This window comes from Rhizobium sp. SYY.PMSO (genome assembly GCF_046840415.1).
Classification (GTDB): Bacteria; Pseudomonadota; Alphaproteobacteria; order Rhizobiales; family Rhizobiaceae; genus Rhizobium.
In genome coordinates, this window is sequence record NZ_CP177351.1 from 202,162 (window position 1) to 214,895 (window position 12,734).

Consider the following 12,734-nt stretch of genomic DNA (forward strand, 5'->3'; position numbering starts at 1 on the left):
CAAGAAGGCCCTCTTTGCGGGGCCGTTTGTCGTCAGGTCATGAAATCAGCGATAGATCGGCAGCAGCGCCTGCCGGATAAGCGTCAGCCCGTTGGCGATGTCGCCGACCGGATCGGGGGCGGCGTCGAGTTCCAGGATCGCCCAGCCTTCGTAGCCGCGGTCGCGCAGGAGCCTGATCCAGCCGGGCCAGTCGACGCGGCCAAGCCCGAAGCCGCAGAAATAGGGGCGATGACGATCGTGGATATGCTTGTCGATCGGCGTGTCGGCGGGCATCGGCCCGAGAGCGTCCTTCCAATGGGCGATGATGACCCGTTCGTGATGACGGCCGACGACATCGAGCGGATCGGAGCCGGCTACGATGATATGGGCGGTGTCCGGGCACATGTGGACATAGGCGGGGTCCGTCAGCAGCATCAGCAGATCGACATCGCGCGAAGCGGCAAAGATCGAATGCGCCTCGGTATGGAGGGCAAGCCGCACGTCCTTCGCATAGAGAATAGCGCCGAGGCGGTTGAGAAAGTCGGCAATCTTGCGTGCCTGTTCGAAATCGAAGAACCGTGCGGGTTGCTCGCCGGGCGTCTGGCGCAGCGGCGCACCGATGACCATGATGTCGCTGCCGCACGCCTTGAGAAACTCGGCATATTTCTCCGCTTTTCCGATGATGGCGGCCTGGGCCGAGGCTTCGGTAAAATCGCCGGCGGCCTCGAGTTCGGCAAAGAAGCCGCTCGCGAGTGTCAGGCCGCGCTTGCGCAGCTCGCCCGCAAATGCCTCGACCGAACCGTAGGTTTTCGTCGCATCCTGCCAGTTGAAGGGAGAGAAGGTCAGCTCGACGCCGGTGACGCCGGACGCCTGCACGGCATCGAGGATCTTGTCCCAGAAGGCGCGGGGCTCGTTGCGGGACAGGGCGATGATGCCGTCGTAATCCTCGACGCCCCAGAAGCCGGGATGGAAGAAAGTGACGAGATCCACGCCAAAGCGAAGTCGTTCGGTCGAGCTCATGATGCTGTCCGTTCTCAAGATAGGGGCCATCGCACACGGAGCGCGCTCCATGGCGAATAATTCTCAATTATTTCAATACACTAGCATTTGGCAATCGTTTGCCATTCCTTGATAGTAGACAAGTCGTTTTCATATGCAAGCGATTTTTGGCAAACGTTTGCTAAACGAGCGGGATTACCGTAGCATCCGGCGCGGCAGGCATCGGGAAGGAAACAAAAAAGTGAAAAATAACAAGGATATGCCCGTAGAGGAGCATTCCGGACCCTTGATGGCGGATGTCGCGAGGCTGGCGGGAGTGGCAATCTCTACGGTAAGCCGCGCGCTTGCCAATCCGGGACGCGTGAACGAGAAGACGCGTGCCAAGATCGATGCCGCCGCGAAGCAACTGGGCTACACGCCCAACGCCATGGCCCGCGGCTTGCGGGTCGGCAAGTCCAGCACCGTCATGATCATCCTTCCCGGGTCGCTTTATTACGGCGTTTCCCAGGTCATCCCCCAGGTCCTGCAGAGCATCAACAAGGCGCTGCTGCAGAATGGCTACACCCTGATGATCGCCAATCTGGGTCGCGACGCGGAATCGGAACGGCATATTCTCGACCTGGCTTTCGGCGGCACCGTTCGCGGTGTCATCATCCTGTCGTCCAAGCTGCCCGAGGTCGACGGGAGGTCGCTGGCCAATGCGGGCCTGCCGATCGTCTCCATGCTGCTCGACATGAGCGATGCCGGCGTGCCGAGCGTCGTCACCAACGATCGTGAGGCGGTGCGCGACGCGACCGCGGAAATGATCGGAATGGGCCACAGGCGCTTTTTCTATATTGCCGGTCCGAGGGGTAATTATCACGATGTCGAACGCCATGCCGGCGCGCTGGAAGCTCTTCGTGACGCGGGAATTCCGCAGGACGCGCTTTCGCTGTCCGGCGGCGATCTCGACTACCATGAGGGCTTCGAAATCGGCATCCAGGCCGCTGCCGATTTCGCGCGCCTCGAGGAGCGTCCGACAGCGGTCATTGCCACCAGCGACGACATGGCGATCTCCTTCGTCAGCCGCATACAGCAAACGGGACTTCGCATCCCCGGCGACCTGTCGGTGGTCTCCTTCGACGGCGCACCGGTTTGCGAATTCTGCTTCCCGCCGCTCTCGACGATCGAACAGCCATTCGAGGAGATGGGGGAGATCGCCGTGGCGCGCCTGCTGGATGCCATCGGGCAAGAGGGGAGGGAGTGGGAACCATGCGTCGTGATCCGCAGCAAGCTCATTCTGCGCGAGAGCATGGCCCCTTTCAAAAGCTGAGCAGGCACAGGGTTGCGAGCCGGCCGGAGGTCGCAATCACTTGGCGATCGCCGCTTCGGTTGCTACTATGGGTCTCATGACGGCACTCTCCCAGGATACCGGCTCACCGATCCGCCACCTGTTCCAGCTGCCATTGCTGACCGTGCAATTGCTGTGGCGTTTCTGGCCGCAGCTTATGGCGCTCTGGCTCCTCGGCCTGATTGGAAATTCGCTTCTCAACGAACTTGCCGTGATGATCGGCCGGCTGAATGCGCTGGCCGGTCTTTCCACGCTGGCGCTTGTCGTGCTTTTGAAGCTGGTCATCATCGTCGCGCTGTTCGAGACCGTGCGGCCCGGATTGCCGGCACTCGACGCCGCCTCGCGCATTGCCGCGGCGCGACCGGAAACCGAGAGCGGCGACGGCGCCGGGGCGCCGGGCTTCGCCTCGATACTGGCGCTGACGCTCGTGCCGTTCTTCGCCTACTATGCCGCCTGGGGCTTTCTCAGCGATACGGTGCGGGAATATTCCAAACTGTCGCTTGACCTGATGCTGTTCGGCGAAGGCTACAACCCCTTGAAGTTCGGCAGCAGTGCATGGCTTCTCATCTCGGTTGCCGGCGCATGGCTGGTCAGGCGCTTTGCCAAGCTCATGCACAAGCGATCGAAGGCACCTGTCTGGGCGATCGTCATCGTCATCTGCGAGGCGAACTGGGCCTTCATCGGTCTCTACGTCATTTCGATCTGGCAGGGCGACATCCGCGCCTGGGTGGCCAAGCTTCCGGAAACGGTCGGCCATTTCCTCGGCTTTCTCAATCCGGTTGGCGATGCCGCCGCGGCAACCGTCTTTCCGCCGACGGCCGAGGAAGCTTCGATCTCGCTTTCCAGGCAGGCGCGCGGCCTGTTCCTCTATGCTCTCTATCCTGTGGTCTGGCTGACCCTGGCCGCGCTGGTCTATGGCTATGACGTCAATGGCGAGCGCCCGCTGGCAGACGGGCGCGCGGCGCGCGCGGTTTCGCGCTGGCAGGCACTGCCGAAAGCCGTCCGCGACTTCGTTTCGCATTTCATCGCGGGAACGGCCAAACGCTATAGAGCGCTGGCGGAGGGGGTGGGTCTTACCCTGAATTCCGGTCTCGGACTGACGCTCGCCGTCGTCCTGCTGTACAGGGTGCTGGATTGGGGTTCCGCCTGGGCATGGTATGCCACATCGCGGCTGATCGGCCCGCATGACCTACCCTTATGGCAGATGATCGCTCAAGCCATTTCGCTTGTCTTCGGCAGCCCCAGCGCGCCCGGCGATGGCGTTCTCATCATGCCGATCAAGATCTGCCTGCTGGCCGCCGCGCTGGAGATCGGCTTCGCGCGGGGACGCCAGTGGCGCCGCAGCGGCAACTGACGTTATTTCAATCCCAATGGAAGGGACAGGGCATCCGGTCTTGTCGAGGCGAAGCTCAGCCGTACCGACAGGGAAGGAATCGCATCCGCCGGCACGACGAACTTTTCCTCGATGAGCGTGTCCGCGCCCTTGGCCGGCGGCTGGCGGGATACGGCATCGCAGCCATCGACAGGTGTCGCCTGCGGATCGAGATCGCGGCTGATATTGCCCGAAAGAATGAAATTGAGGGGCAGCCAGCGGTGACCCCCGGGGTCCGTCAAGGTCAACCGGCATTGCGTCCAGGAATCGCCGATCTCATCTTCGGCTTTTGCAGCCAGCCGCACGATCACGAGGCGCATCTGTCCGGGAAAGGTAATCTTTGCCTCACGCCCGTCGCCGATCAGCCTGGCCTGAGCGAGCGTCCATACTGCCCCGGCATAGGCTTGTCCGGCAATATCGTCATGGACCCGCAATTCGCTGCGCCGGACGTAGTCCTCGACATTGCGCCACGCGCCGATGGCGTAGTTGCCGGCCAGCAATGCGGGCAGACCGAGCAAGGACAACAGCCAAAGCCGCCTTTCCCGTCTAGACACCATTATTGGCGATCTCCGTATGCTGGCGCGTCTCGATGCTCCCCGGGTCGAGCCTGACGCGAATTTCCGATTCCAGTTGAGGCGACGGCTGCCTGGAAACGACCAGGGTCATATCGCGCGTTTCATCGTCCGGCAGTTCGAATATGAGGATGCCGGTGGTCGGCAGGCCAGGCTGCAATTCCTTGGCGGAAACGAGGCGAGGGGCGCCGTCCGCGCGATGGGTCTGCCGGTAAAGCCGGCCGGAGGCTCCCTCGATCGCCGCGGCCTGGATCGTCATCGTCTCGTATTTCGATTGCAGTTCGACACTGACGATCAGCCAGCTGCCGTCCGTTTGCCGCTCCACCGGTTGGCCGTAGCGTGTGAACGAGATCGTCTTGGCGCGCACAATCTTGTCGACCTTGACGCTGAACGCCCGGCTCGACACCGTGTCCTTCTGCAGGCCGGCAGTATCGATCGGCCCTGTCAGGACGGCATAGCTCGGGGTGGTCGATTGCAGGAAGGCCAGAATCACCGCCGTCGCACCCATAAGCAGAAGGGAAAGAAGCAGCCGCATCAAGGGAGGGTTCCTCCCGTTGCCGGAGAGAGCGGTAGATCGACGCGTGCCACGTCGGTCGGATTGAACCATCCGGGCGCGGCATAGAGATTGTCCTTGGCCTTATAGGTGGTGCCGACGATCGTCACCTTCACAATGTCGGGCAACTTCTGGCTTGCGGGCAGTTCCCAGGCCGCCTTCACGACCTCCGGCATCCTTGGCTGGAGATCCCAAAGCACATCGCGATCCCGGGGAAGGTAGAATTGTGGAATGGGCGCATTCGGAATGTTTTCGAGCTTCAGCGTATCGCGATACAGATTCGAGCTTTCCGCGGTTAGGTTCTCAAGCGTCAGGTCGATCGTCAGCACTTTCTTGCCGTCCGCGACATGCAGACCGTCCGGCGTCTGGTCGGCGGTGTTGGCGGAAACGAGAGTAACCTTCCACTGACCGGTATTGACGGCGGTGCCGGAGGCGACCTGCTCCACTTCCGCGCCCGTGCGGGTTTCATAGATCGAAAGCCCGAGGGACAGCGCGCCGGCGAGAAGTCCGCCGACACCGGCGACGATACGCGTGTAGAGTGCCTTGTTGGCTTTCCTGATGGCCGATTGCTTCATTGCCGGGTCCGACTTGGGATTTGCCCTTGTCGCCGGTCTTTCCAAGGGAGCCCGGCGACAGGGCTTATTTGGCTCATGCACGCGCTATGGCAAGGGCGGCTCCGCGGTCGCGGCCGTCCATCGGCTTCGCAAGTCGCAGATTATAGCTTGTAAATCGATTTGCAAAACCATTTGCAAATCGATTTACAATGACGTAGCGTGCTCGAATGACAACCATCGCCAAAGTTGCCAAGCGCGCCGGAGTTTCGCCGACCACTGTGTCGCATGTGCTGAACCATGCCGACCGGGTGTCGGTGGATTTACGCAAGCGGGTCCAGGAGGCGATCGCGGAACTCGGCTATGTGCCAAACCCGCTCGCGCAGAGCCTGCGAACCGGCCGCACCAATCTGGTTGCCATGCTGATCCCGGATATCCGCAACCCGTTTTATCCGGAAATGGTTCAGGCGGCTCAATCCGATCTCGAGGCGATCGGGGTCGATCTTCTGGTCTTCAACACGGATGTTCCGGGCGGCCACTCGCAAGAGCATGGCAAGCATTATCTCCGCCAGATTCGCAGCCGGCGGATCGACGGCCTCATCGTCGGCGATTTCGCCCTGCACGGCATGCACGATACGCTGTTCGAAATCGATCTGCCGACCGTGTTCATCGGCGATCTGCCGAACCAGGCGGTCGACAGCGTCAAGATCGACGATTTCGGCGGCGGCCATCAGATGGGGACTTACCTGGCCGGGAAGGGGCACCGGCGCATCGCGCATCTGACCGGCCCGTCGTTCTTTGCCGAGGCCATGGCGCGCGCCGCCGGCTTCGAGCAGGGATTGCGCGACAGCGGCATCGAGCCGATTGCGGAACTGCGGCGCGAAGGGACTTATCTCGGCCCGTCGGGCGAAGAGGCGGTGGATTGGCTTCTCTCGACCCATGGAAACGATCTGCCGTCGGTGATCTTCTTCGGAAACTATCTGATGGCGGCCGGCGCGCTCGCGGCTTTTTTCGATCGCGGCATCAATGTGCCGAAGGATATCGGCATCGCCGTGTTCGGCGATCAGCCGCAGCTCGAATATGTGCGGCCCCGCATTACGAGGGTCGGCAATACGCCGTCGCTGCTTGCCCATCGCGCAATCGAGATGCTGCTGGAGAGGCTTTCGGGAGCTTATGCCGGGCCGGCGCGCTCGGAGGTGATCCCCTGCAATCTGCACGCTTTCGATACCGCATGAATTAAGGTGCCGTCGCCCGGGAGGAGTCGTGGCGGCGGTCAGGCAAAAAGGGAGGAAGTCATGACTGGTAAAGACAAGTTCATTGCTGCCGCAACCCGTCGCGGCGTGCTCAAGGGCGGTGCTGTTCTCGCCGTCGGCGCCGCTGCCGGGTTGAGCGGTTTCCCCTATGTGTCGCGCATGGCCGTGCGGGCTCAGAGCGCGCCGCTGAAATTCTGGCAGTTCTATGCGCCGGGTGGCCCGGTGCAGAGCCAGATCGACTGGTTCGAAAAAGCGGTTGCGGCCTGGAACGACAGCCACCCGCAGAAAGTCGAGCTCGAATATGTGCCCAACGCCGAATACATCAACGGCCCGAAGCTCGCCACCGCCTTCGCCTCGGGCGAGGGGCCGGACATTTTCCTCATCTCGCCGGGCGATTTCCTGCGCTATTACAATGGCGGCGTCCTGCAGGACCTGACGCCGCACATCGACGCCAAGGAGGATTTCCCGGAAAGCGTGATCGCCAACCGTATGGTCGACGGCAAGATCTACGGTATCCCGATGGAAGTCGAGCCGATGGCGATGTACTATTCCGTCAAGGCTTTCGAAGAGGCGAAGCTGAACGAGAACGATGTTCCCAAGACCTGGGACGACCTGCTCGAGCTTGCCAAGAAGCTGACGACGCCGAAGCGCTTCGGCGTGCTGTTCGAGACCCAGCCCGGCTACTACCAGAACTTTACCTGGTATCCTTTCCTCTGGCAGGGTGGCGGGGAGTTCCAGGGCAAGGACGGCAAGAGCGCCTTCGATTCGCCGGCCACGGTGCAGGCGTTGAAATTCTGGCAGGATGCCATCAATTCCGGCGCGGCACCGCGTCAGGTCATGGGCAGCGGCGCCAACGATACGGTCGCCAATCTCGCCTCGGGCTATTGCGCCATCCAGAACGTAGGCATCTGGGGCATCTCGCAATTGCAGAGTAATGCCAAGGATTTCGAATACGGCGTCTTCCGCCTGCCGACGCCACCGAACGGCAAGTATGTGACCGTCGGAGGCGGCTGGGCCTTCGTCGCCAACGCGAAGGGCAAAAATCCGGATGCGGCTGCGCAGTTTTGTGGCTGGGCGCTCGCTTCCAAGGAGAAGGATTCCGTTCAGCGCGTCGCCGACTGGTGCACCAAGGGCAAGTCGGACATGCCGCCGCGCGAAAGTGCGCTTGCAGCCGGCGGCGATGCGTTCAAGACCGGCATGATCGGCAAGTTTGCCTCGGACGTCTATCCGGGAGCGCGCGCCGAACCGCGCGTGCCGCCGGAGGTCTACAAGATCATCTCCGATGCGATCCAGCAGACACAGCTCGGCGGCGCCGATCCTCAGGCAACGGCGACCTCGGCTTCGCAACAGCTCGACTCGTTCCTCGGCTCTTATAGCGGTGCGCCGATCCTCTAGGAAATGCCGGCCGCTGCGCATCCAGCCTAGCGGCCGTCTCTCTTTTCGGGGCGAAATCATGACGACAATTGCAGATGCGACGACACGCCATGCAAATGGTAGACGCAAAGGCCTATCCGCCCGGCATGGCGAATGGATTGCCGGCTATCTCTTCGTGTTGCCCGATGCGCTCGGCCTCTTCCTCTTTCTCGGCGTGCCGATGCTTCTGTCGCTGGTTCTGAGCGTATACGAGGTCAATGGCTTCGGCGGTTACAATTTCGTCGGCGCCAAGAACTATATTCGCATGTGGCACGATCCCCTGTTCTGGAAGGGGGCGAGAGTGACTGCGCTTTATGCCCTCATGCTCGTGCCGTCGCTTTATGTAACGGGCCTGGGGCTTGCGCTTCTCGTCCAGCAGACCAACCGCTTCAATGCGGTCATGCGCTCGATGTTTTTTGCGCCGAACATGGTCAGTCTCGTCGTCGTCGCGCTTGTCTGGCAATTCATGGTCATCGACAAGATCGGCGTCGTCGGCCAGACCATGTCCAGCTTCGGCCTTCCTGCAATTTCGTTCCTCGGCGACCCGAACTTTGCCTTGATCACCGTCGTCCTCGTCAGCGTGTGGTTCCTGATGGGCTTCTACATGCTGATCTTTCTGGGCGGCCTGCAGGACATTCCCAAGGAGTATTACGAGGCCGCGATGATCGATGGTGCGGGGCCGGTCGAACGCTTTCGATACATCACGCTGCCGCTTCTGAAGCCGACCAGCTTTTTCGTGTTCATGGTATCGATGGTTGCCGCCGTCGCCGGTGCACAGGCTTTCGACATCATCTATGTCATGACCAAGGGCGGCCCGGCCAATTCGACGGCCGTGCTCATCGTCTACATCTACCAGCAGGCTTTCTCGTTCGGAGCCTTCGGCTATGCGGCTGCGATGTCGTCGGTCCTCGTCGTCGCGCTCATGGTCGTCACCGCGATATTCTTTGGTGTGACGCGCGGAGGGCGGTTCGATCATGCGGAATGATCATTCACACGCCTATCTTGGCCGATCACAGATAACACTGGTGCGCTGCCTGTGGATGCTGATCGCCGCCATACTGGCCTTGATGACGCTCTTTCCCCTGCTCTGGATGGTGTCCATCGCATTCAAGCCGGCCGCAGAGTCGTTTTCATCGACGCTCATACCGCAATCGCCGACCTTTGATAATTTCATCTATGTGCTGACCGGCGTTCCTTTCGTCCGATACATGCTCAACAGCTTCTTCGTCTCGGCGACCGTGACGATCGTGGCTCTCTTCTTCCATACCATGGCCGGTTATGCGCTTGCGCGGCTACGGTTTCCGGGCCGCGAGATCATCTTTCTTGCCATCTTTTCCACATTTCTCGTATCGCTACCCGTTGTGATCGTCCCGCTCTTCATCATCGTCAAAGCAATGGGCATGATCAATTCCTATGCGGGCCTGATCGTGCCGGCGATCTTCAATGCCTTCGGTATCTTCCTGCTGCGGCAATATTACCTCTCGCTGCCGCGCGAGATCGAGGAAGCGGCGGTGATCGACGGTGCCGGCTATTGGCGCATCTACTGGAGCATCATTCTGCCCTTGAGCCGGCCGATCATATCGGCGCTTGCCATCCTGTTTTTCCTGGCCAACTGGAATTCCTTCCTCTGGCCCTTGACCATTACGTCCAATCCCAACCTCTGGATGGTGCAGGTCGGCATCGCCAACTTTAAAAGCCAATATTCGGCGTCCTGGAACTACATGATGGCGGCCTCGACCATCGTCGCCATTCCCACGCTGATCCTCTTCGTGATTTTCCAACGGCAGATCATGGATTCGCTGAAGACCAGCGGCCTGAAATAGCCGTCTTCATTCAAGACAGGAGACCTTCATGAGCAATCTCGGCCTTTCCCCCCTGCGTGGGCTGGCAAAACTGCGCGAGGCAAAAACGCACCGCTTTTCGAGCTACGACCGCACCGGCGGCAATGACGACCGCTTCCATATCGAGCCGGGCAAGACCGAGATCATCGCCGAACATTCGGGCGCCGGCATCGTCACCCATATCTGGGCGACGCTTGCCTGCGAGAGCGAGAATTTCCTGCGCAAGATCGTGCTTCGCGGCTATTGGGATGGCGAGACCGAGCCGAGCATAGAGGCGCCGATCGGCGATTTCTTCGGCATGGGCCATGGCCGCACGGCGAACTACGCCAGCCTGCCCATGCAGGCAAGCCCGGAGGACGGCAAGGCATTCAACTGCTATTTTCCGATGCCCTTCGGCTCGCATATGAAGCTGACGATCACCAACGAGGCCGAACAGGATCTCCTGTTCTATTATTATGTCGATCTCGAACTGCACGAAAAGCTCGAAGAGGGCATGGGGCGCTTCCATGCGCAGTACCGCCAGTCGCGGCCGCAAGGGCTGAGCGATGCGGGCCTCACCAACGAGGAATATCTTTTCGGCGGCGAGAATGTCGACGGCGGGGAGAACTATACGATTCTGGAAGCCGAGGGCCGGGGTCATTATGTCGGCGTGCTCTATAGCGTCTATTCCCGGCGCCGCTCCGATGTGTGGGACTGGTACGGCGAGGGCGACGACATGATCTTCATCGATGGCGAGCCGGGGCTTTCGGTGCCCGATACGGTGCGCAAGCCCGATCCGCGCATCGGACCGAAGGCGGCGCTGATCGAGCCACGCCCCGAATCCGCGCCGGGCGCCAACGATGCCTGGCCGCCGACGCTGCATGGCACCGGCACGGAGGATTATTTCAACACGGCATGGTGCCCGACTCAGGAATATAGCGCTCCCTATCACGGCATCATTGCCGGCGGCGGACCGAACTGGACCGAGCCGGTGACGCTCTACCGCTGGCATATCGAGGACCCGGCCATTTTCCAGAAGCATATCCGCGTCACGATCGAGCACGGCCATGCCAACCGCCGGTCGGACGATATTTCCTCGGTGGCCTTCTGGTATCAGGCCGAGCCGCACAAGCCGTTCGGCGCATTTCCCGAAGTTGCCGAGCGCGTGCCGACCTTTCGGCGTCCGTTCAAGGAAATGGAGATCGCCGTCAAGAAGGCGAGGGGATGAGCGGCAGGCGAGGTCACATTGACCTATTCGGAAAGCTCGTCCCGACATAAGTCGGTTTGAACGATGCCAAAGCGCCGTCCCCTCATGGCGTTGCGGCGCCGGGACGTGTGCGAGAGACAGGCCATCGCTTGCAGCGCGGGGCCGTCTCTGCGTGATTGCGCGCGATCCGCCCGATCGGGGCGAGTGGAATAGCCCCTGCGGTCTGGCGGCGTTTCTATCCTCCGCATGGATGAGATCCTGTGGATTCAATCTGAAAGCGGGATACCCTCGTGCGAATGGATGAATTGAAAAGCCACCGGAATAGGGCGCTTTATATATTGGGCGCGAGACGCAGGAGAGTGGTTTCTTTCGTTCGGCCCGGGTAACACAAGCGGGCGAGTTGTCGGTCTCATGCGTCTCATCCTTGTCAATGATGTCTCGACCGTTCGCGGTGGTGCAACCAAGGTGGCGTTGCAATGTCTCGACGCCAGCAGGGATGCGGGCCTGACATGCGCCATACTGGTCGGCGATGATGGCGAGGGCCTGAAGCCGCGGTTTGCCGGCATCCGGACTGTCGCGCTCGGCGAGCGGCCTCTTCGGGAAGGTCCGACCGTCACCGACGTCTTTGCGAAAAACTACAACAGGCGCGCTTACGAGGCCATGGAGGGATTGCTTCGCGAGTCGCAGGAGGAAACCGTCGTGCATGTCCACGGCTGGTCGCAGATCCTGTCGCCGTCGATCTTCTACGCGCTTGCCAAGCATGAGGCCAAGGTCATCGTCACGGCGCATGATTTCTTTCTGAACTGCCCGAACGGCGGGCTCATCAATTTCCACAGCGGCGATATCTGTCATATCAAGCCGCTGTCCGCCGCATGCCTGGCGACCAATTGCGACAAGCGCAATTATTTTCACAAGCTCTGGCGTTTCCGCCGTGCCCTGACGCAGCGGGGTGTCGGCGAGGAGTTCTGGAGCCGCGTCGGCATCGTGCTGGCGCATGAAAACATGGAAGCGCATCTCCGCGCCGGTCCCCTGCGAAACTTCACGACGCTGCGCACGCCGACCGAACCGTTGACGCGAGGACCGGTGGCGGCATGGCGCAACCGCCGCACGGTTTTTCTCGGACGCATGTGCTGGGAGAAGGGCGTGCGCACGCTGGCGGACGCACTCAACAAGACGGGCAGGGCGGCCACGCTCATCGGACGCGGCCCATTGCTTGCGGAGATGCAGCGCGCGCTGCCGCATTGTTTCGTGCCCGGCTGGCTGAGCGATGAGGAGGTCGCAAGGCTTGCCGGCGAAGCGCGCGTTTTCGTCATGCCGTCCCGCATGCCGGAGCCTTACGGGCTGGTTGCGGCCGAAGCGCTGATGTCCGGAATTCCGGTCATCGTCAGCAGCAACGCACTGATCGCAAAGGAAGTCGAGAGGAGCGGCGCCGGCCTGGTTTTCGAGAGCGGCGATGCGGATTCGCTGGCGGGGAGACTGGCCGAGACCGATGACGACCATCTGATGCGAAGGCTGAGCGTAGGCGCATTTGCCCTCGGCAAACGCATCGCGCCGAGCAGAGCGGAATGGGAGCGCCGCATGGTGGATATCTATATGGGGCGGAGCGGCTTTTTCGCGCATTAGAGCAACTCCAGGAACTGTGCGCAGCAGCTTTCCGTCGGGCATCGCGTGCAAACAGAGAAAAT

The 12,734-nt window shown here is 61.2% G+C and carries 12 protein-coding genes; 8 read left to right on the plus strand and 4 right to left on the minus strand.

The window, feature by feature from the left end:
- Window positions 1-45: 45 nt before the first annotated feature.
- Window positions 46-999, minus strand: a complete 954-nt coding sequence (locus ACJJVH_RS27725; protein ID WP_412066706.1) for a sugar phosphate isomerase/epimerase family protein — start codon at window positions 997-999, stop codon at window positions 46-48.
- Window positions 1,000-1,219: 220 nt separating this feature from the next.
- Here ACJJVH_RS27725 and ACJJVH_RS27730 point away from each other — a divergent pair, with 220 nt between their 5' ends.
- Entirely contained in the window at window positions 1,220-2,290 is a 1,071-nt protein-coding gene (locus tag ACJJVH_RS27730) for a LacI family DNA-binding transcriptional regulator (protein ID WP_113422241.1), read from the plus strand.
- Between the two features lie 40 nt (window positions 2,291-2,330).
- Window positions 2,331-3,662 carry a hypothetical protein gene (locus ACJJVH_RS27735; RefSeq protein ID WP_412066707.1) on the plus strand — a complete coding sequence of 444 codons (1,332 nt, stop codon included), beginning with the start codon at window positions 2,331-2,333 and terminating at the stop codon, window positions 3,660-3,662.
- Window positions 3,663-3,664: 2 nt separating this feature from the next.
- On the opposite strand, the gene ACJJVH_RS27740 is transcribed toward ACJJVH_RS27735, so the two are convergent.
- Genes ACJJVH_RS27740 through ACJJVH_RS27750 form a run of 3 tightly spaced genes read right to left on the minus strand, consistent with a single transcriptional unit; the run spans window position 3,665 to window position 5,380 of the window.
- The gene (locus ACJJVH_RS27740) at window positions 3,665-4,237 is read right to left on the minus strand and encodes a hypothetical protein (RefSeq protein WP_412066708.1); all 573 of its coding nucleotides are present in this window, start codon (window positions 4,235-4,237) and stop codon (window positions 3,665-3,667) included.
- Window positions 4,227-4,787 (minus strand): hypothetical protein, encoded by a 561-nt coding sequence (locus ACJJVH_RS27745; protein ID WP_113451809.1) that lies wholly within the window; start codon window positions 4,785-4,787, stop codon window positions 4,227-4,229. Before ACJJVH_RS27745 ends, ACJJVH_RS27740 begins: the two co-directional genes overlap by 11 nt.
- Complete coding sequence (locus ACJJVH_RS27750) at window positions 4,787-5,380, minus strand: hypothetical protein (RefSeq protein ID WP_113405321.1); 594 nt, start codon at window positions 5,378-5,380, stop codon at window positions 4,787-4,789. Before ACJJVH_RS27750 ends, ACJJVH_RS27745 begins: the two co-directional genes overlap by 1 nt.
- A gap of 206 nt (window positions 5,381-5,586) precedes the next feature.
- Between ACJJVH_RS27750 and ACJJVH_RS27755 the strand changes: the two genes are divergently transcribed.
- The 6 genes from ACJJVH_RS27755 (at window position 5,587) to ACJJVH_RS27780 (ending at window position 12,672) form a co-directional block, all read left to right on the plus strand.
- The gene (locus tag ACJJVH_RS27755; RefSeq protein WP_112795083.1) at window positions 5,587-6,591 is read left to right on the plus strand and encodes a LacI family DNA-binding transcriptional regulator; all 1,005 of its coding nucleotides are present in this window, start codon (window positions 5,587-5,589) and stop codon (window positions 6,589-6,591) included.
- 60 nt (window positions 6,592-6,651) lie between these two features.
- Window positions 6,652-8,004 (plus strand): ABC transporter substrate-binding protein, encoded by a 1,353-nt coding sequence (locus ACJJVH_RS27760; RefSeq protein ID WP_112795084.1) that lies wholly within the window; start codon window positions 6,652-6,654, stop codon window positions 8,002-8,004.
- A 58-nt stretch (window positions 8,005-8,062) separates the two neighbouring features.
- On the plus strand, window positions 8,063-9,007 hold the full coding sequence (locus ACJJVH_RS27765; RefSeq protein ID WP_113358606.1) for a carbohydrate ABC transporter permease: 945 nt from the start codon (window positions 8,063-8,065) through the stop codon (window positions 9,005-9,007).
- On the plus strand, window positions 8,997-9,845 hold the full coding sequence (locus ACJJVH_RS27770; protein WP_112795086.1) for a carbohydrate ABC transporter permease: 849 nt from the start codon (window positions 8,997-8,999) through the stop codon (window positions 9,843-9,845). Before ACJJVH_RS27765 ends, ACJJVH_RS27770 begins: the two co-directional genes overlap by 11 nt.
- A gap of 28 nt (window positions 9,846-9,873) precedes the next feature.
- Entirely contained in the window at window positions 9,874-11,070 is a 1,197-nt protein-coding gene (locus ACJJVH_RS27775; protein WP_412066709.1) for a glycoside hydrolase family 172 protein, read from the plus strand.
- Window positions 11,071-11,460: 390 nt separating this feature from the next.
- Window positions 11,461-12,672, plus strand: coding sequence for a glycosyltransferase family 4 protein (locus ACJJVH_RS27780; RefSeq protein WP_113358604.1), 1,212 nt, complete (start codon window positions 11,461-11,463; stop codon window positions 12,670-12,672).
- Window positions 12,673-12,734 lie beyond the last annotated feature (62 nt).

Bases quoted from the DNA above. Each gene is read 5' to 3' on its own strand.
- ACJJVH_RS27725 (WP_412066706.1), bottom strand. From the start codon at position 999: ATGAGCTCGACCGAACGACTTCGCTTTGGCGTGGATCTCGTCACTTTC.
- ACJJVH_RS27740 (WP_412066708.1), bottom strand. From the start codon at position 4,237: ATGGTGTCTAGACGGGAAAGGCGGCTTTGGCTGTTGTCCTTGCTCGGT.
- ACJJVH_RS27745 (WP_113451809.1), bottom strand. From the start codon at position 4,787: ATGCGGCTGCTTCTTTCCCTTCTGCTTATGGGTGCGACGGCGGTGATT.
- ACJJVH_RS27750 (WP_113405321.1), bottom strand. From the start codon at position 5,380: ATGAAGCAATCGGCCATCAGGAAAGCCAACAAGGCACTCTACACGCGT.
- ACJJVH_RS27755 (WP_112795083.1), top strand. From the start codon at position 5,587: ATGACAACCATCGCCAAAGTTGCCAAGCGCGCCGGAGTTTCGCCGACC.
- ACJJVH_RS27760 (WP_112795084.1), top strand. From the start codon at position 6,652: ATGACTGGTAAAGACAAGTTCATTGCTGCCGCAACCCGTCGCGGCGTG.
- ACJJVH_RS27765 (WP_113358606.1), top strand. From the start codon at position 8,063: ATGACGACAATTGCAGATGCGACGACACGCCATGCAAATGGTAGACGC.
- ACJJVH_RS27770 (WP_112795086.1), top strand. From the start codon at position 8,997: ATGCGGAATGATCATTCACACGCCTATCTTGGCCGATCACAGATAACA.
- ACJJVH_RS27775 (WP_412066709.1), top strand. From the start codon at position 9,874: ATGAGCAATCTCGGCCTTTCCCCCCTGCGTGGGCTGGCAAAACTGCGC.
- ACJJVH_RS27780 (WP_113358604.1), top strand. From the start codon at position 11,461: ATGCGTCTCATCCTTGTCAATGATGTCTCGACCGTTCGCGGTGGTGCA.